Origin of the sequence: Methanohalophilus sp. (assembly GCF_030156785.1) — an archaeon.
Classification (GTDB): Archaea; Halobacteriota; Methanosarcinia; order Methanosarcinales; family Methanosarcinaceae; genus Methanohalophilus.
Genome location: NZ_JASGLW010000006.1, coordinates 20185 through 40247, shown reverse-complemented (window position 1 = coordinate 40247; position 20063 = coordinate 20185). Strand labels below are relative to the sequence as shown.

General features: G+C 40.6%; 17 protein-coding genes. 11 read left to right on the top strand and 6 right to left on the bottom strand.

The genetic code is table 11. The annotated features are described in order from the left end of the window. Positions 1-35 precede the first annotated feature (35 nt). The 9 genes from PWQ49_RS04485 (at position 36) to hisG (ending at position 8837) form a co-directional block, all read left to right on the top strand. Positions 36-1163 carry an OB-fold nucleic acid binding domain-containing protein gene (locus PWQ49_RS04485; RefSeq protein ID WP_300608412.1) on the top strand — a complete coding sequence of 376 codons (1128 nt, stop codon included), beginning with the start codon at positions 36-38 and terminating at the stop codon, positions 1161-1163. 60 nt (positions 1164-1223) lie between these two features. After that, a complete protein-coding gene (locus tag PWQ49_RS04480) occupies positions 1224-1817 on the top strand; it encodes a CBS domain-containing protein (protein ID WP_300608410.1) in 594 nt (197 codons plus the stop codon). A 70-nt stretch (positions 1818-1887) separates the two neighbouring features. Further along, positions 1888-2655 (top strand): CBS domain-containing protein, encoded by a 768-nt coding sequence (locus PWQ49_RS04475; RefSeq protein WP_300608407.1) that lies wholly within the window; start codon positions 1888-1890, stop codon positions 2653-2655. 119 nt (positions 2656-2774) lie between these two features. Next, a complete protein-coding gene (locus PWQ49_RS04470) occupies positions 2775-3725 on the top strand; it encodes a CBS domain-containing protein (protein ID WP_300608404.1) in 951 nt (316 codons plus the stop codon). 22 nt (positions 3726-3747) lie between these two features. Further along, the gene (locus PWQ49_RS04465; protein WP_300608402.1) at positions 3748-4590 is read left to right on the top strand and encodes a CBS domain-containing protein; all 843 of its coding nucleotides are present in this window, start codon (positions 3748-3750) and stop codon (positions 4588-4590) included. A gap of 30 nt (positions 4591-4620) precedes the next feature. Beyond that, positions 4621-5427, top strand: a complete 807-nt coding sequence (locus PWQ49_RS04460; RefSeq protein ID WP_300608400.1) for a CBS domain-containing protein — start codon at positions 4621-4623, stop codon at positions 5425-5427. Next, the gene (locus PWQ49_RS04455) at positions 5421-6590 is read left to right on the top strand and encodes an RNA ligase (RefSeq protein WP_300608397.1); all 1170 of its coding nucleotides are present in this window, start codon (positions 5421-5423) and stop codon (positions 6588-6590) included. Before PWQ49_RS04460 ends, PWQ49_RS04455 begins: the two co-directional genes overlap by 7 nt. Positions 6591-6650: 60 nt before the next feature. Continuing rightward, positions 6651-7697 (top strand): EF-Tu/IF-2/RF-3 family GTPase, encoded by a 1047-nt coding sequence (locus PWQ49_RS04450; protein WP_300608394.1) that lies wholly within the window; start codon positions 6651-6653, stop codon positions 7695-7697. Between the two features lie 267 nt (positions 7698-7964). Beyond that, on the top strand, positions 7965-8837 hold the full coding sequence (hisG, locus tag PWQ49_RS04445) for an ATP phosphoribosyltransferase (RefSeq protein ID WP_300608392.1): 873 nt from the start codon (positions 7965-7967) through the stop codon (positions 8835-8837). A 312-nt stretch (positions 8838-9149) separates the two neighbouring features. On the opposite strand, the gene PWQ49_RS04440 is transcribed toward hisG, so the two are convergent. From PWQ49_RS04440 to PWQ49_RS04420, 5 genes are all read right to left on the bottom strand, one after another. Continuing rightward, complete coding sequence (locus PWQ49_RS04440) at positions 9150-10166, bottom strand: methionine synthase (protein ID WP_300608389.1); 1017 nt, start codon at positions 10164-10166, stop codon at positions 9150-9152. Between the two features lie 329 nt (positions 10167-10495). After that, positions 10496-12199, bottom strand: a complete 1704-nt coding sequence (gene argS, locus PWQ49_RS04435) for an arginine--tRNA ligase (protein ID WP_300608387.1) — start codon at positions 12197-12199, stop codon at positions 10496-10498. A 14-nt stretch (positions 12200-12213) separates the two neighbouring features. After that, positions 12214-13458 (bottom strand): peptide chain release factor aRF-1, encoded by a 1245-nt coding sequence (gene prf1 / locus PWQ49_RS04430; protein ID WP_300608384.1) that lies wholly within the window; start codon positions 13456-13458, stop codon positions 12214-12216. Positions 13459-13552: 94 nt separating this feature from the next. Beyond that, a complete protein-coding gene (gene twy1 / locus PWQ49_RS04425) occupies positions 13553-14491 on the bottom strand; it encodes a 4-demethylwyosine synthase TYW1 (protein WP_300608382.1) in 939 nt (312 codons plus the stop codon). 51 nt (positions 14492-14542) lie between these two features. Beyond that, positions 14543-16039: a DNA-directed DNA polymerase II small subunit gene (locus PWQ49_RS04420; protein WP_300608379.1), complete on the bottom strand. Its 1497-nt coding sequence runs from the start codon at positions 16037-16039 to the stop codon at positions 14543-14545. 117 nt (positions 16040-16156) lie between these two features. On the opposite strand from PWQ49_RS04420, the gene PWQ49_RS04415 reads away from it, so the two are divergent. Continuing rightward, a complete protein-coding gene (locus PWQ49_RS04415) occupies positions 16157-16711 on the top strand; it encodes a signal peptidase I (protein WP_300608376.1) in 555 nt (184 codons plus the stop codon). Positions 16712-16751: 40 nt separating this feature from the next. Here PWQ49_RS04415 and PWQ49_RS04410 read toward each other — a convergent pair whose 3' ends face one another. Further along, positions 16752-17996, bottom strand: a complete 1245-nt coding sequence (locus PWQ49_RS04410; protein WP_300608373.1) for an ORC1-type DNA replication protein — start codon at positions 17994-17996, stop codon at positions 16752-16754. Positions 17997-18731: 735 nt separating this feature from the next. On the opposite strand from PWQ49_RS04410, the gene mfnA reads away from it, so the two are divergent. Further along, on the top strand, positions 18732-19856 hold the full coding sequence (gene mfnA / locus PWQ49_RS04405) for a tyrosine decarboxylase MfnA (RefSeq protein WP_300608371.1): 1125 nt from the start codon (positions 18732-18734) through the stop codon (positions 19854-19856). The last annotated feature ends 207 nt before the right edge of the window (positions 19857-20063 follow it).

Sequence of the window (20063 nt, the reverse complement as noted above, 5' to 3'; positions counted from 1 at the left end):
AAGACAATGATCTGCAAATCTTTCAGGTGTTTATAATGGATAACGAGATAGCCCCTATTTATGAGAAATTATCAAGCATCGTTTCCGAAGAAGAGTTCCTTCAAAGGATTAATGAAAAAACTGAAAAAATGGGACCCCTTTGTGATAAGAAAACCATCGCTTTGCTTGTTGCAAGTGATCTGGGAATAACAGATGCTACTCATGAGCCTACAAAAATAGCTGACATTAATGAGAACAGCTCCAATGTCTATGTTGTGGGAAAAATTATCTCTCTTTTTGATACACGCGAATTTTCCAGAAATGATGGGACTACCGGAAAAGTTGGGAACTTCATAATTGCAGACAACAGCGGATCTATCCGTGTAACCGTCTGGGATGAACTGGCAGATCAGATTACCAACGGAACAATTAAAGCAGGAAAATCATACCGGATCAGCGGATATGTTAAAGAAGGTTATTCCGGGTTGGAAATCAACGTGGGACGATATGGTGGAATTGAAGAAATTGACGAAGATATACAGGTTGAATTACCTTCCATGAAAATAGCCGATATAAAAGAAAACGATTCCGACATCAACATTAATGCTGTTATCCTGCAGATCTCGGATATTCGGACTTTTTCAAAGAAAACAGGTGGGGAAGGAAAAGTTCGCAATATTCTGGTAGGGGACGAGACCGGAAAAATCAGAGTTACATTGTGGGATGAAAAAGCAGAACTTGACAGTAGCCTGCATGAAGGTATTCCCATAGAAATTATCAATGGTTATGCACGTCTGAATAACTTCAATGATGAAGTTGAAATCCAGATTGGAAAACACGGTGTAATCAGAAAAACAGATTCTGAAATTTTGTATCAGGAAGATTTTACTCCCATTTCTGATATAATCCCGGGGGAAAGTTACTCTGTAAAGGGATTTGTTTCAGGCATCGGAGAGGTTCGAGAGTTTTCCAGAAAGGATGGCAGTATAGGAAGAGTCTCCAATGTCTATATTTCAGATGAAACCGGACGCATACGTGTGACCCTCTGGGACGATATGGCGGAAATTGTGGAAAAGGTTGACATCGATACGGAGATGGAAATAATAGATGCATATGCTAAAACAGGGTTTAATGATGAGGTAGAATTAAATGCAGGAAGACAGAGCCGTATTGTTATTCTGTAACTACAATCAGATAGATATATATGCTATTGGGAAGATAGTAATGTATGGAGTGTGAGACCATTGGTCCTGCAAGGCAAAAACTCATCTTTTCAAGGCATCGAAAGTGAGGTTCCTATTAGTGAAATTATGAACCAATCTGTTATAGAACTGGACGTTTCCAGTACTGTCCTTGAAGTTGCTAACACAATGATGAAAAAAGGTGTTGGAAGCATTATTTTGACAAAGGGTGATGAAGCCGTAGGAATAATAACCGAACGAGATATAGTTGGGAAGGTTACTACAAAGGATGCGATCCCAAGTACTGTAAAGGCCGGGGAGATAATGTCCTCCCCAATAATATCGGCAGAACCATCCACAAGTATTATTGACGCATCCAAAATAATGGTCAAATCGAATATCAGAAGACTTGCAGTTTCAAAAGGGGGTGACATAATAGGTATCATCACGGATAGGGATATTCTCTCCATCTCACCTGTTCTCAATACTATCCTTGAAAATCTCATTGAGATGAACGAAGAAACCAGTTTTCCTGAAGTAGGGGAAACAGGAAGGGGAATATGCCAGCGCTGTGGTGCCTATGTAGATGTCTTGACCGAAACCGGGGGACTAATGCTTTGTGAAGACTGCATGGATGATGAAGGATATTTCGATTGAGGACCTAAATCTAAAATAACGAATTGCATCTGCAAATAAAGGGGGATCTAATACGCAGATAAAAGACATTATGTCAAAGGATGTAGTCTACGTTTACGAAGACAGTACTGTAACACATGCACGCCAGCTTATGAGAGACCACTTTTTAAGGGGCATTCCTGTGGTTAACCATGATGAGAACGTCAGGGGAATTATCACGGATCAAGACGTGTTAAACATCACTTCGACACGATCTGATGTAACCGTTAGTGGATTTATCAGGGAATGTCCACTTATTTATCCTGAATGTGACATAATAGCGGCTGCAAAAATGATGCTTGAAGCAAATATTGAGAGATGTCCTGTCATCAGATCTGAAAATGAAAGACATCTCGAAGGGATCGTAAGCAATTCCGATTTACTTCGCAACATCAGTTTCCCTTCAAAAAATAGACTGAATGCTTCGGCTATCATGAGCAAGAAAGTTGTGACTTGCGAACCTGAAGATAGCGTTTCAAAGGTATGGGCTACCATGCTCAACCACGATTATACTGGAATACCAGTGCTTTCCAAAAAGAAACAATTAGTTGGAATGGTAACAAGAAGGGACATCATAAAGGCTGGTTTTGTGAGGGTGGGACTTAGCGATAGTCATAAGAGTAAACCCAAAAATCTGCCTCCGGTAGAGCGTATTATGTCAACGCCTGCATATACAGTGAACCCCCAGACATCCCTTGAAGAATGCAGGGATATTATTCTGCGTAAAGATGTGGGGAGGATTACTGTGGTCGATGATTCCAAAATTGTTGGGATTATAGATCGCAATGACCTGTTACGGGCATGTATAGATAATTCCTGAGTGGTTTGTGACTTTTCAGGAATAAATTTTGCCTAAAACCGTGACATCAATTTTTGATTGTCTGATTGAGCGCAAAGCACACACAAAAGATATTGAAGATATAAAGATGGAGGTAAAACATGAAAGATGTTTCAATACGGGATAGCCCCAGAAAGAACCCTCATGCCTTTAGTTCTGAGAGTATAATGGATGTGGGGCCTGTGCAGTTCCACGATCGCATTGCACAACATGAGGGAGATATTATGTCCATTGCAACAAGAAACGTTGTAACAGTTCAACCCACCACTCCTATTATTGATGCCCTGAAAACCATGACAAAAGGAAAAATTCGTCATGTGCCTGTAACAGATGCCGGGACAAATCGGCTTGAAGGAATCATTTCATCCTTTGATATACTTGATCTTTTTGGAGGAGGGGCTAAAAGTCTTTTTGTTGAAAAGAAATTTAAAGGAAATTTGCTCGCTTCGATAAACGCTGAAATCCGGGAGATAATGCAACATGATGTTTATTCCCTTCCAATGACATCAAGCATTAACCGCGCCTTTGAATTGATGACAAAAAACAATATTGGAAGCCTGCCAATCGTTGATCAGGATGACCAGCTTGTAGCAATTTGCACAGAAAAGGACTTTCTGGGTTTAATTAGCAGTATTAAAACAGGTATTAAAGTCAGACAACTTATGAAAGAGGGGGTCAAAACAGCAGATTATAACACAAGCCTGTGGGATGCAGCAAAGATAATGGTAGGAGGACATTTCAAGCGCCTGCCTGTAGTTAAAGAAGGTATTTTCGTTGGGATTATCACCGCCTTTGACATTGTGAAGTATGTTGGAGGTGGTGAAGCCTTTGAAAAACTGATAACCGGAAATGTACATGAAGCTTTTGACGAACCTGTAGGTTCACTGATCGCAAAGGATGTAGTCTGGACTGAACCCGAAACTGATCTCGGCAAAGCAGCAGAAATAATGGATGAAAAGGGGATCAGTTCTCTACCTGTTATTAAAAACGGGAAACTGAAAGGGATAATAACCGAAAAGGACATTCTTATTGCACTTGCAAAACACACATAAATTTTACAATGGAGGATTTATTTTGAAAATTGCCGACATAATGAGCTCTCCAGTATATGCTATTGGGCCTGATGAACCGATATCGCACGCCAGAAACCTTATGCTGAGGCACAAGATTAGTACTCTTATAGTTGCAGAAGAAGAAAAAATGGTCGGAATTGTAACAAAAAGCGATATTGCAAGGAGACTTGCTCAGGCAGAGCCAATGTGGAGAAGGCGCCCAATCGGAAAAATACCCATCCGTCTAGTGATGACTGAAGAGCCTCTGGTAACTATTTACCCGAATGCTTCAATTGAACAGGCAATTGAGCTACTCCTTGAAAACAACATCAATAATCTGCCTGTAGTCAATGGCGACGATCTTCTTGGAATTGTAACCATCGGAGACATACTTAGATACATCGGGGAAAAAACTGACGGAGTTAAAATTGGTGAAGTTCTTGACAGTGAGCCAGTGATTGTTCATCGTCATCATACAATCAATCATGTAATAGATGAACTTGAAGCAAATAAAGTGAGCAAAATCCTCGTAGAAAACGATGCCGGAAAAATTGTAGGTATGATCTCTACAAGGGATCTGGCCCTGACTATGTTCAATGATTACGAAGGAAAATTACCAGGAAAGAGTATTAAAATGGCACGTCGGCCAACACCTGGAGGTGAGAAAACATACAGGTATATAAAGAATGTTCCGCTGGTGGCTGAAGATATTATGGTGGAACCAGATCGAACTGTAAATGTTGAAGATACACTTCCTGTGGCAGCAAAACTGATGGTTGAAGAGAATCTTACCGGTGTTCCTGTTGAGAAGGAAGGAAATATCATTGGAATACTGAGTAGAACCGATGTAATACGTAATGCATAAAAAATATTAGTTTCCAGAGAGGGATTTGAAATGCAAGTACAGGACATAATGGTACAGCCAATAGAAGTCGATAAAGGGGATACACTTTCCCATGCATTGGATCTGATGGAAAAAAACAATACCAGAAGACTTCTGGTAACTCATGACAACAATCTTCTTGGAATACTGACTATGAGAAATCTTACCAAGGAGCTTGGAACCCGTAAAAAAGGAGCAAAACCTGCATCTTCTTTGCATGTGGCTACTGCGGTTTCAGATAACTTCATCAAGCTGTTGCCTGACACAGAAGTAGACGATGTAATTATCCTGATGGCAAAAAACGGTGGCATTGTAATTGTCACAGACAATGAGAATGTTCTGGGATGGGTCACACCACAGCAAATCATGGAAAATATGGAATTTGACGGCTATGCAGGAGAAATCATGCACAAGGAACCTGTGATTGTATCACCTGCCGACAGGGTCAGCCATGTGAGACGGCTTATTCTTGAAAAAGATATGGGAAGATTCCCTGTAGTTGAAAACGGAACTTTAATAGGAATAGTTACTGAAAAAGATATTGCACAAGCCATGAAAGCATTCAGGGAGCTTGTTCCGGAAAACCAGCAGGATTCCAGGATCAAGAACCTGATCGTTGAGGATATCATGAAAACAGGTGTACAATCTGTGAAAACAAACACTCCTGTTTCCGAAGTGATCAGGATTATGCTGGAAAAGAATATTGGAGGTGTTCCTGTAATGAACCTTGAAAATGAGATGGTGGGATTTATTACAAGGAGGAATCTCCTTAAAATGCTGGCATGCAATCTTCTGAAAAATGCTGACATAACATGTTAAAAAGAGCAGATGAAGGAATACTGGATATCCCAAAGGCTGCGGGATATCTTGATATTCCTGAGAAAAGACTTGAAGATCTTATTGAACGCAGACTGCTGGTCCCAAATAAAGGGAAATACCAGCAACTTTTCCATTTTGAAACTTCCGTTTCCAGCATCGAACGCGGAAGTGTACTTTACCAGAAAGGAAACGGTAAGTTTGAACTAATACACGGATTTCCTAAAATCCGCAGGGCAATGTTACTTGAGCCCGCTATCAAAAAGCATTTTATAAACACCGAAATTCTTTGCGTCGAAGAGAAAATGAACGGTTACAATGTCCGTGTTATTCTTTTTCAGGATAAACTTATTGCACTCACCCGTGGCGGTAATGTCTGCCCGTATTCCACTGAAAAAGTAAACCTGTTGCTAAATATTGATTTTTTCAGGGATCATCCTGATTATGTACTACACGGGGAGATGGTAGGTCCGGAAAATCCTTATGTTCCAAAGGATATCTATGGAATTAAATCACTTGCCTTTTTTGTGTTTGATATCCGGAAAAAGAATACTGGAAAACCTATACCAACTTCCAGACGGCGCCAGCTTGCAGAAAAATATGGGTTTTTTCAGGTTCCTCTGCTTGGCGAGTATAAAATAGAAGAGGCAACTGAAGCCATCTTTAAACATATAAAAGAACTGGGCAAAATTGGACATGAAGGAGTGGTTATCAAGGATCCCGACATGATTATACCTCCCATAAAATACACATGTTCACAGAGCAATTGCTCAGATCTACTGCATGCATTCAAATTCTACAATGATGTTGGTAGAGACTACCTTTTTTCCCGCGTGGTTCGGGAAGGATTCCAGAGTGCCGAATGGAAAGAAAGTGAAGAAGAACGGCGTGCCCGCTGTCTCAGGCTTGGTGAGAGCATTCTCAACCCTATGATTGAGACTGTGCTGAAAGTCCAAAAGAATGAAAAAATCTTTGATGATGTTCTCATCCGTGTCAAGAATCTGGAAACCCTTGAAGAATTTGAGGATTACTCAAGGATGCTCGGGCTTGAAGCTATTTTCAGTAAACCGAAAAAGGTCGGTGACGAATACCTGGTCAGCATACACAAGATTAATCGGAGTACCAGTGACAAAACCAAAGCCATGTGGAATGGCGATCTTTGGTAATTGGGATTAACAGTAGCCTTTTTATGTTGTGAAGCTCTGTAAGGATTCAGGGATTTAACCATGACAAAAGTTGCTATTATCGGAAGTGAACAAAGCGGCAGGACTTCTCTGGCTACAAAGCTTGGTAAAAAGGGGAACGTGGCTGACATTACAATGTATGATTTTTCAAAAAATGACATTGTGATGACCACAATAGACGCAAATGGTTATCCCAAATCCCTCAAATCCCTCATTACCGCTCTGAATTTATCTGACATTGCACTTCTCTGTATACCCCCTGAAGGACCTGATGTTGCTACCGGTGAATGCCTTGTTGCATTGGAGCTTCTGCAATACAAACATGGAATGATTGTACTTACAAAGGCTGACACAAGCTACGCCTATGCACAGGAAGAACTCGAAAAGAAGATCAGAAAAATAATCTCAGGAACATGCATGCAAAACTGGGAATTCATCAATGTCTCCACACAATCCTTTGAGGGACTTGACAAACTTAAGGAAAGGATACTTGAGATTGACAAAAAGGTATCCGAAGAAAACAGAAAACTGGATGAAAAACCTGTACGTGTGATGGTTGACCAGTCTTTCAACGTAACCGGTATTGGTTGCGTGGTACTTGGTGTTGTCACCCAGGGTACTCTCAATGCAAAAGACAAACTCACTGCCTATCCTACGGCAAAACCTCTCGAAGTTCGTTCAATCCAGATGCATGACGTAGACGTGAAAAGCGCGTCAACAGGTTCGAGAGTTGGCCTTGCTCTTAAGGGAATACAATCAAAGGATATAGAACGCGGTTTTGTTCTTTCTGAAAGAGAAAATGTGGCTGAATCCTTTACTCTCAAATCTAGGATTTCCCCATATTCTGCTCCTCTGGCAGTTTCAAATGTTCTCCACCTCTTTGTGGGTCTCCAGTCCACACCTGTTAGACTGGAGAAAATTGAAATTGACGGAGAAGCTGTTGACATGGTAAATCCAGGTGATGAATGTGTTCTCTACCTGAGAGGTTCACATGAAATTGCTTTCAGCTCTCCAGACAGGTTTATTCTCTCAAACCTTGATGCAAAACAGAGATTTGTGGGCTACGGGTTTGCGGAAACAGATGATTGATAAAGTTAATTACTTATCAAGTGTTATGCTCTGATCCCCAAAGCTAAATGGAACTTTTTCAAAGCTATGTTTAGAGCCACGGATTTTCATGATTCCATATCCCCATACAATCCGAAAACCGATTTTTTTTATCTTCATCAAAGCTTCCATTTTTATACCCATCCCGAACAATAAACTATAAAGGAAGCATACTATATTTGTAAAGCTGCTATTTATAAAATTATACCATTTATATATTAAAATTGCACGTAAATTTGAGGAAGAAAAATGATTAACATCGCCATTCCAAAAGGAAGTCTTGAAGAACAAACACTTTTGCTGTTCAAACAGGCAGATCTCCAAATAACAAAAACATCCCGTGAATACAATCCGAAAATCGAAGACCCCCGAATTGACAAGGTAAAAATACTTCGCCCGCAGGAGATCCCAAAATACGTTGAAGAAGGCTATTTTGATATAGGGATTTCCGGAAGGGACTGGGTTATTGAATCTGATTCCGATGTCGTCGAAATTGCCGATCTGCCTTACAGTAAAACTGGTTCAGGTAATGTAAAAATAGTCATTGCCGTCCCACAAGACAGTGACATACAGACATCTTCAGACATCAAGCCTAACAGCAGGGTAACTACAGAATACCCAAACATCACCAGAAAGCATTTTGAGAAGCTCGGAATTCCTGTTGATATACATTATTCCTACGGTGCAACCGAAGCTAAGGTACCTGATCTTATGGATGTCGTTGTTGATCTTACCGAAACAGGTTCAACCCTCAGGAAAAACGGGCTGAAAATTGTTGACGTGATGCTGGAATCTTCCACAAAACTTGTGGCAAATAAGGAAAGCTGGGAAAACCCGGAGAAACGCAAGGAGATAGAGGAAATAAGGACATTGCTCCTGTCAGTTATCGAAGCCCGCGGGAAAGTATTGATTGATATGAATGTGCCGATGGCTAAGCTGGAAGATGTTATCAGTGTGTTGCCTTCCCTGAAAAGGCCTACTGTATCCAAGCTTTACGGTGCCGATTATTACGCAGTGGAGACGGTCGTCAATAAAAGTGATGTCAACATACTAATTCCAAAACTCAAAGCCCTTGGAGCCGAGGATATCCTTGAGCTGGATATTTCAAAAATCGTCCATTGAGATAGTAATCCAATGAAGGCATCATGAAGACAACAATGAAATTAAAAAAGGGTTTTTCTGATTTGGATTTACATAAAAAACATGGTAATGGTATATCACAAATAGCTCGCTTGAGGGGCTGCAACTCTACGAACTGAATATTTACAAGTGCAATGTCCGGACTGGTGTATTTTATGGCTTTTATTTCCACACGGCATAATTGAAATCCCTGCTTTGCATCATCCTATTTAAAAGCAGGGGATTACACCAAAAATCCGGGACTGCTATCTTTGGTTTTGTGCTGGAAGATCTCAACTAAAAAAATTTCTGCTATTAAAACCTCTCAAGAGCAATTGCAACATTCTCCAGGAGCTTTCTTGCAATAGCCTGCGAAGGCCACGAACCCAAACCGCAATCCGGTCCCACATACAATACACGATCACCAAACCTATCGTAGATATCCCGCAGACGTGCTTCAATTACTTCGGGTGTTTCCAGATCGGTAACAAGCTTTTCAAGCAGTTTAGGCTCTTTCCATGCGTTGGTATTGTATTCTTCGTTTAAACCTCCAACAAGGTTGAAAACATCCGTTCGGGCAATTCCTGCACGCAGATAAGATTTGGTTTCATCCAGTATTGCCATGTCAATAAGATCGAGGTATCCCGGATTAGACGCCGACTCAACACCAATTACATTGATACCTTTAGTACGGCAGGCAACTTCGTAATAAAGCGGTGAATGAAGATGAACTTCCACATCCAGTCCTTTTTTGTGAGCATAACTGCTTGCCAATTCAAAAGCCTCGATAAGTGCAGCACTGTCGAATGATACTTCAGGATTTATGCCGAGGCTGGGTTCATCGATGGATATCGTGTGAACATTGAAATTTTTCGCATCCTCTATGGCATTTTTGATAAACAGGTTAATGCTTGAAGCAATGAGATTGAGAATATCAGGATAAGATGCAGAACCAAACTGCTGCAGGTAAAGTTCAAGGGGACCTGTGACACATACCCTTAAATTGGGTTTGCTACCGGTTTCTTCACAGTATTGTTTTGCAAAATTCTCAAGCATTTCGAGTTCCACAATTTTCGCACATTCCGGTTTGAGACTAAAAGGACTAACCGTGCATTCAGGATCATTGAGAATTGAGAGAAATTGTTTGTTCATATCCTGAAACTGGGGGTATGTGGGAACGGTAACCCCTGCCTGCAGTTTTTGTAAAAAGGCAGAGCCTATTATTTCTGAGACTTTGTCTTTCTCTTCCTCAAAGGACGCTTCGATCCACTCCCTGGAAACGCCTTCAGGAAGGGGATAACTTCCAATATCGTCAAATATGAACTCTACCATGCCTTCAGTTATCCATACATGATGATTTATAGCTAACGATTTCACGACAAGCGAATGTGCCAGAGCAATATGGCAACTATTATGAAATAAACAAAAAGAATCAATGGAAAGCCAATCCTGAATTTTGCATGCCTTGTTTGTGGAGAAAAAGGTACATCCCAAAAAAGGCTTCTGCCACCGCCTGCCAGCACCCAATGAAAAGTGTTTTTTCAAGGATGCGATAAGCACCCCTGCGGGCTTTTCCTCTTATCCCGCCACATAATCAGCAGGGCACCGACATTGAACAAGCAGATATGAAAGCAGGAGCTTTTTAAAAAGGATCATCGAAATCACATTGATTGCGGTGCATCGATTCCCAGTGTATCAAGAACATTTGCAATAACAACCCTTGCACAGTCCACAAGACCCAAACGAGCCGCCCTTATATTATCATCTTCAGCAGCAAGTACTGGGGAAAAACGATAGAACTGGTTGAAAGCGTCTGCAAGTTCCCGCCCGTAAATAGCAAGATGATGAGGCTTGAGTTCAGATGCGCACTTTTCCAGAACCTGATCAAAAAGTGCCATTTTCTTTATAAAAGCAATTTCCGAATCGTCTACAAGAAGAGCCGGATTAGCTTGCGCTTCTGGATCCCACAAGCCTTCTTCCTCTGCCTTTTTAAGAATGCTGCAAGCCCTGGCGTGGGAGTACTGAATAAAAGGCGCCCCCTGCTTTTCGAAATCCAATGCCTCTTTCCAGTCAAAAACAGTGGACTTTTCAGGTGATACCTTCACGATATCATAGCGTACAGCTCCTATACCAACCATCCGGGCGACTTCTTTCTTGAATGAGTCGTCCATTTCCGGTCTGCGTATGGTCACTTCTTCCAGAGCCCTTGCTTCAACCTGTTCCAGTAATTCATCAGCACTGATGAACTTACCTTGTCGAGTACTCATGGAACCTTCAGGCAGGGATACAAATTCAAAAATAACAACTTCCGGCTCCTTAACCCCTATAGCATTCAGGGTTGCCCTTAATTGCCCGGAAATGAGTTTATGATCAGCACCAAATATATCGATAACCCTGTCAGCATGTCTTGCCTTCCACTCGTGATAGGCAAGGTCACGGGTTGTGTACAGGGATGTGCCATCACTACGCTGTATAACAAGTGATTTCTCAAAACCATAATCTGAAAGATCAACTACAATTGCGCCATCATCAAGTTCAGTGCGCCCGGTTGCCTTAATTCTCTCTACAATATCCTTCACTGCACCTGAGCGGATAAAACTTGATTCGGTTACAAACGAATCGTGATGGACATTCATTTCAAGCAGGGTTTTCTTGATGCCTTCCAAGGCATAATTAACTGCTTCATCAAAACGTTTTATTGTATCTTCATCACCGCTTTCCACAAGCTGCATGAACCTATCAATTTCAGCAACTTTAGACGGATCTTCTTCCAATGCCCTATTAGCCTTTATGTAAATCTCCGCAATTGCATGATCGCCTTTTTTCGTCTTATCAAACTCAAAATGATCAAAAGCCCATGAAACAATTGCAATTTGCCTGCCCATGTCATTAACATAGTACTGAACTTCCACATCATAACCGGCTCTTTTCAAAATGCGTGAGAGGGTATCCCCAAGAATGGAATTTCTTATATGTCCCACATGCAGCGGTCCGTTGGGGTTTGCGGATGTGTGTTCCAGAAGAATTTTACCGCTGGCAAAATTCCCTCCGAAATTCTCCCTCTCAGTGCGAATAGACCAATATGTTTTCTGAATATAAGCATCGCTTGCACTGAAATTAATGTAAGGACCTGTTGCCTCCACTTTTCCAACAAGGGAATCAGCTGGAATGGAAATTTCTGCTACTATTCTGTCGGCAACTTCCTTAGGGTTCTGTTTTGTGCGGGACCCAATTAAAAAAGCAATCCTGGATGAAAGATCAGCATGCTGGGAAGGCTCAAGGGATATTTCCCCTGCTTCAAATTCTGCTTTTTCAATTGCATCTGATAGAATAGATTTTACCTGTTCTGTAAATGTGAAGTACAAGAAAAACACCTTCCTTAAATGCCTGTGTTATAGCGCAATATTGCTACAATGCCTCCAAAAGCGTTCATCAGTTGAGCTCCTTCCTCAAAATCTGTTGAAATAAAAGAGACTGTGCTTCCCATCTGGTCGCTCAGGGCTGACAATTCATCAACTACATCCACCCTCTCTGTAATCTCCAGAGGAGAACCACACTTAGTACAGTTACCCAGTTGTATACCTTCAGTGCTTGGCTTTATGTCTTTTATGATCTCAGTTTCATCACCACAGGAAACACATCGTATTCTGAACTTCTCTAACCTGAGATCCTCTGAAATCAACAGAATATCAACTGCTCCTATCAAAAGATTCTGGTGTACTGCGTCCACACCATAGGCAACTTTCCCGGAATCAGATACTAATTCCTTAAAGAACTCCTGCATAAGTTTCTTCTCAACCATGAGGTCAAGATCCGCCAGCCTCTCACTTGCAGCATTTACAAGTTCACTGAGACCGGATTCATCAGTGTATGCCACATCAAAAAGACCGAGGATTTTCTTCTGTAATTCATGGTGCAGGAATCCACCTGATTCAAACTCTTCCTTTGTTGGTGATGGACCGCCGATAAGGACACCCTCAAAATCCTTGTGATCTACTGTCAGGAAAACCTCGCTTGCAGCGTCACCAATCCTCTTGTAAAAATCATGAATAGCAATAAGTCTGAGTTGCTGGAAACGGTGGGCACTCTGACCACCCTTTCTCTGTTTTCCAGGAACAGTGGACGTTAAATGGCGATAGGGTTCGATATGTTTTCCAACCAGCAATCCAACTGTAGCCTCGCGCCTGTCCAGAACCAAAAGCCCGTAGGTTTTGCTGTCCTTGAGCATCTCTTCAAGAGGTTCAAGGAAAAAAGACGAATCACAATGGTATTTGTAAATTGTAATGGGCTGTGGAGGAACAATAATAGTCGTTTCCATATTCGTTTTGTCAGCCCCGACGTCAACAGCCCCGGTAAAATAAACAATACCATTTTCTGGAACTTCCGCATACCTGAGCCTTGAAAGGAGAGAATCTATTGCTCCCTGAACATTAGTTCTTGTGACTTTAGACTTTATGTTGGAAGCTTGGCTGTGTTCTTCCCTCAGTTGAGAAGTTACATCAGAAATCTGTTTGTCAGGAGGAATATAAAGGGAGATTAGTTCCGTACCCCGCCCTTTTTTTTCCCTCAAGCTCTCGAGCTTTTTCTTGAATTCATATTTGTCATGGGCAGATTGTTCAGACATTGTGAAAATACTCCGTGATCAGAATGATGGTTAAAGGAAATTAGTATTTTGCGTTACTACGCAGTAGATATAAATATAGGTTATGTAGAACCTGTCAAAGCGGAAGCATTTTTGTGCATTCGGCTTCTTTTGAAAGGAGGACAATACGACTTATAGGCACAGAATCGGCTACAGTATAGCCAAGAACACGAGCTACCTCCAAAGCGAATTCTTCCACTTCATCATGCGTTGGCATTGCATCCCTCTCAAGTCTCCTTCTTGAAAAACCAAGATGCATGTAAGCCTTAATCTCAACAAAATCAGGTTCTGCCTTTTTTATCAGGGAAGCATAACCTTCAGGATTAAACATATTCACTCCTTTAACCAAGGTTATCCTGATAGCTGTTCTGCAATCCTTTTTCCTGACTATGTCGAGAGATTTGTTGATATTCTCCCATAAACCTGGAAGCATTGGATTGCAAACCTTTTCATAGGTTTCAACATCCGGTGCATCAAGGCTTATGTATAATTGGGAAGGGGAAATTCTTTCCATCATATGGGGATTTGTCCCATTGGTAACTACAAAAGTACTGAGACCCTTATTCCTGAATTCTTCCACCAATTCCGGAAGATATGGATATATGGTAGGTTCGCCTGAAAGGGATATTGCCACATGTGCCGGCTCATTGGCCTCTTCCCAGAGGTCACGGGAAGCAGAGCCTCCAAAACCCGATATCAGTTTTTGTTGTGACTTAATAGAAGACATCACAATTTCCATTGGTGAATCCCATGTTTCAGGCACTGGGACATCCACCTCAACAGGTCTCCAGCAATGTAAACAACGCTGATTGCAGAGAAGCGTAGGTGTCATCTGCAGGCATCTATGCGAAGTAATACCATAAAACCGTGATTTGTAACACTGCCCCTCTTCACGAAGGGAGTGTTTGAGCCACAGGCAGGTCTTAACGGCAGAATGAGTGCCTGCAAGACTGTAACCCTGTTTTTTCAAAAGGCTATTTAAACCTGTTTTTTCAGGAAGGCCAAGTAATTTCATCTGGGTGGGTTACTTTAGCTTGCTATATATAAAATGCTCGCCACAAGAAAATCAAAACTGTAGCAGCATAGTCTTGAAATTGCACATATCTACCACTGGGACCTGTGCCGGAGTAGGAACCACGTTTACCCTTTTCTGGAACTCAGTCTGGGATTGCCACGTTCCCGAATTAATCAGGAGAACACCACGATATTGCTCCACGCCTACAGTATGAACATGTCCGCAATGAAGAATATCAGGGATACGATCAATTACAAAATGATCAGTTTTTTCAGGAGCTATTGGCACCCTGCTTCCGTAGATAGGAGAAAGATGCCTGCGTTTTATCATTTCCACCATCGCCTTTGTTGGTTCCTGATAGGAAACTCCGGGAACCGACGCCACAAAATCGTCAATGGATCTGCCGTGGTACATGAGCACATAAGCACCGTCAAGATTTACAAGTGCAGGGTTTCCCACGAAGATAATCCTGTCATCAAACATTTCCTGAATGTCCTTCGGCAGGGCAGGCTGTGGTTCTGCCTGCCTCACAGCATCATGGTTTCCAGGACATATTATTACCCTGATATGTTCTGGAACCTGATTAAAATATTCAGCTGCCTTTTCATACTGCTTGTAAACATCCGAAATAACAAGTTCATTTTCCTGCCCCGGATAAATACCGACCCCATCCACAATATCCCCGGCAACCACAAGGTAGCGAAGTTCCTGTGCCAGTTTTTTCAGGTTTTCATCCGGACTTTCTCCTTTAAGAAAAGATATGAAGGCTTCCCATTGCTCATCAAGAAAAGTAGTACTTCCTATATGTACATCAGAAATGAAAACTGCTTTTCCACTCGAAGGAGCTGATCTGAAAACACCATTTGGAACATCCGGAAAAATCAGTTTATTAGCTATCAAAAGTCTTCCGTCATTGGTCAATTTACCGCTAACACCTACAACGTCATCCAACACAAGATGGCTGGCCTGCTCAAAAAGATCCTTCTCGGAAGTGGTAAACAAAACCGGAAAAGACCCCGTAGGATCCTCAAACTGTATAAGACGATGCCCGTTTGAAGTACTCCTTATGTCTGAAACCATGCCGATTATAGAGATGTCCTCATACTCTCCATTACCACTTCTTCTTCCCATGTTTAAGCTCTCAAGTGGACGGGCATTAATCCTGCCACGTATGAATTCACTCAGTCTACTATAGCGATTGCGGAAATACTGGACAAACTCCATGTATTCTCCGACACATGTGGAACTGTCGGTTATGTCGGAAAGAACCTCCACAGGATTATCACTAAAAAGTGGTTCCGTTTTTTCGTTATTGAATTCACCCTGAATTTCAGAAATTGCCAAACTGGAAGTTTTCCCTGTAAAACTATCAAGATCCAGATGCTGGATGTCTATCACAAAAACATCTTCTTCGAGGTTTGAAAGAATATGTTCTGCAAGTTTCGGGGACTGGCAGTGTGAGCTAATAAATTCGGCCGCTTCAGGACTCACCTGATAGCCTTCTTCCATTAGCCTGAATATAACCTGTTGCCCGGATTCACCGCTCATATTGAATCAATTTATTTATTTTTGTTTTGCCAATAATATATACCAATAGATTTAAACTATTACTACTCATATCCAGAAACATTCTCAAAGCCTTTGGTAAAAGGAGATTTTAGCAACATGGAACTTCCAGATTCTATCAGGCAATTCAAAGAAAGTGAGAACTTTTGGATAAGCCTTGCCAGAGATATAATTTCAGTAATAGCCATACTGGCAGCATTTGCAATCCTTTCACAGATAATATTCGGCCTCTGGACACCTATGGTTGCCGTGGAATCAAGCAGCATGGAGCCCCATATGAATATAGGAGATATCATTTTCATACAGAGTATAGACCGGACTGAAGTAATTACCTATAGATCCGCACCACAAGATTATATTTCCTTTGGGATGCCAGGTGACGTTATTCTGTATCGCCCCTACGGACAGGAAGGTGTTACTCCAATAATTCACAGAGCCATGTATTATGTTGAGGAAGGAGAACCAATGTGGGAAAACGGTCCTGTCGCACCTCACTCCGGTTATATTACCAAGGGTGACAATGAAAAGACAAACAAGTATTATGATCAACAGGGAATGGTCAGCTATATGACTCCTATAAAAGAAGAATGGATAATAGGGGTTGCACGTTATCGCATTCCCTATCTAGGTTATGTCAGATTGCTGTTTTCCTGAAAAAAGGTTTGCCGTCCGGAAAAACACTTATGACTTATTGTTATAGATGCATCTGTGCAGTAATTACCGGTTTGAAATCTGCCAGCATATTCAGGCGGTAATCTTCAAGCAAAACTTTTTTTGTGCTTTCAAGGGGAACACTTAAGACTATTTCCTTAGTGCGCCCGTATCTTCCCTTGCTCACCACAATTGCATTGAGAATACCAAGCATGTCCAGCTCGGAAATCAAATCTGTTACCCTGCGCTGGGTCAGTACATCCATGTCCACATTCCTGCAGAGTTGCCTGTAGACATTATACACCTCTCCTGTAGTGACATTCCTGTAACCGTGGTTTCGAAGTAGCATTACACTGTAAAGAGAAAGTTTGGATTGGGTAGGAAGAGTCCGAACTACTTCAATAATCCTATCTGTTTCAATTTTCTCCTGAGCCTGCCTTACATGTCTTTCTTCAACCTGATTTTTCTTCTCCCTTTCTGCAATCTCACCTGCAACTCTCAGGAGATCAAGAGCTCGGCGAGCATCACCATGTTCCTGAGCTGCAAACGCCGCACACAATGGAATTACCATCTCACTCAGTGATCCTTCTTTGTAGGCGATCCCTGCCCTGTGCCTGAGAATATCACTTATCTGCTCGGCGTCATAAGGCGGAAAAATAATTTCCTCTTCACCAAGGGAACTCTTCACTCTTGGATCAAGAAATTCAGTAAATTTAAGATCATTTGAAATTCCAATCATACTAACTTTTGCATTTTGGAGTTCAGTGTTGATCCTAGATAAATTATAAAGAACATCATCACCTTTCTTGATCAATTTGTCAATCTCGTCAAGAATAATAATTACAACCTGTTTGTTTGCATCAACTGCTTCCTTAAATTTGAAGAAAACCTGATCAGTAGGCCATCCTGTCATTGGTACATCTTCACCAAACTGTTTTGCAAGATTGGCCAGAAGCCTATACTGAGTATCTATTACCTCACAATTAATGTAGAGCACAACACATGGTACATGCAAAGTTTCGCTTTTCTTTTCAAGTTCGATTCCAACATATCTCGCAACAGCAGTTTTGCCTGTTCCGGTCTTCCCATAAATTAGAATGTTGGAAGGAGTGTCACCCTTCAAAGCGGAAACTAATATCATTGCCAGACTGTTTATTTGATCACTCCTGTGAGGCAATGTATCAGGAGTATATGAAGGACGCAATACTTCCTTGTTCTTAAACAACGACTCGGATTCTAATAACTCCTGAAATAATCCGTCTAATGACTCTAATGACTCGTTAGCCATGTAAACACCTTCCAATTAAAATTCATTCGATAAGTTTCATTTGATAAGTCAGAAAAGCCCGATAATATTGGTTTTTCTGTATAATCAAGTCTTGTATGTTTCTTGTCTTGTATAGTGATAAAGCTGTAACAAATGCAATGGAAACTGAACCTATTAATGTTTATGGTGAAGACCCCATCATTTCTACTGGAAATATAAATAATAAAAGTTTAATCATATAGTTTAAAAGGTAATTATTTTCAGAAAAATATTGGATAACCAATTTTTCTGGTTTTAAGATTGAGCTAAACCAAAACCCCTTAATTTCTACTGGAAACTATATAAAAAGAGGGCACCCTATTATTTCGTGTGGAGATTAAAAAAAGATGCAAAAGCATCTTTAATAAAAAATGAAAAAAAGATAGTCGTGTAAATATAGGAAAAATAGTATTTATAATTAACTATAAATCAATAATATAAATTAACACTTTTATAATAAATTTAATTATAATTAAATTTTTGTTATTTAAAAATGTTTAAGTTTTTTGAAAAACATTTTTGTACAATTTTTATTATTTAATATATTCAGATTATCCTAAAATTTAATAATGCCAAAATGATATCCAAATCACTTAATTTCCAGAAGAAATCATGGGGTGCCCTTATTCCTATTTTTTAAATCCTATTTTTTAAATTAGATCAAAAAGCAAAGACAAATCATTTAAACTAAGTAATGCTATTTTTACATCGATCCTGATGAACAAAAATGGAGTTTCTGAAGAAGATGTACTTGCTGATCTTGCTAAGATAAAACTACTTGATACACCTTACGAAAGAGTTCTTAGTTCTATGTGTACTTATCCTCATCCTATAGCAGCATCAGTCCATCAGGATTTTCTTGAAACAAATATGGGTGATCCTGGACTTTTTAAAGGTACAACAATTCTGGAAGAGAGAGTCATAAATCTTCTTGGAAAATTGCTTCACAAACCAGATGCCTGTGGCTATCTCAGTACAGGAGGTACAGAATCAAATATCCAAGCTATTCGTGCCATGAAAAACTGCAGCATTTCAAAAAAGCCAAACGTAGTTTTGCCTTCTTCAGCTCATTTCTCGTTTGAGAAAACAGGTAATCTCACAGGAGTTGAAATGAGACGGGCCAGATTAGATCCTGATCTTCGCGTTAATATTGACTCAGTAAAAAACCTGATTGATGAGAATACTATTGGACTTGTGGGTATTGCGGGTACCACTGAATTTGGCCAGATAGATGATATCCAGCAACTATCTTTAATTGCAGAAGAAAATGATTTGTTCCTACATGTGGATGCAGCATTTGGTGGTTTTGTAATTCCATTTTTGGAAAAGCATTATTCGTATGATTTTGAAGTTGAAGGTGTTTCTTCCATTACAATAGATCCGCATAAAATGGGTTTAAGCACAATTCCTTCGGGTGGTCTTCTTTTCAGAGATAAATCGCTTCTTGAATCCCTTTCTGTTCATACTCCGTACCTTACAGTAAAGACCCAGAGCTCCCTTACAGGTACCAGAAGCGGGGCTGCTGTGGCTGCAACTTATGCTGTCATGATGCATCTTGGAATGGATGGCTACAAAAAAGTAGTTGATAATTGTATGGACATGACACGGTATCTGGTATCAGGTGCAAAGGAAAGAGGTTTTTCCACTGTAATTGATCCGGTTATGAATATTGTATGCCTGAAAATGGATTCACCCGTAGAATTACAGAAACGCCTGCTCTTAGAATATGGGTGGAGAGTCTCGGTCACTCATAATCCGCAGTCCCTCAGACTTGTGGTTATGCCTCATCTTAACAAAGATATTATTTCTGAATTCCTTGATGATCTTGCATCTTTAGCGTAAATCAATGTATTTCTCTGACCTTACTTCATTATCTACTTCTCAAAATCAAAATTTCATTATTAATTAAAAAAATAAAGAGGGGATGAAAGTATCACTTAAATGGATTAAATTAAAGGGCACCTAGCCTTGAAGCTTGTAAAGGCGTGTACCCTTCAAAATCCTTGACTGATCAACACTATGCCTTCTGCCTATATATCTCTGAAGATA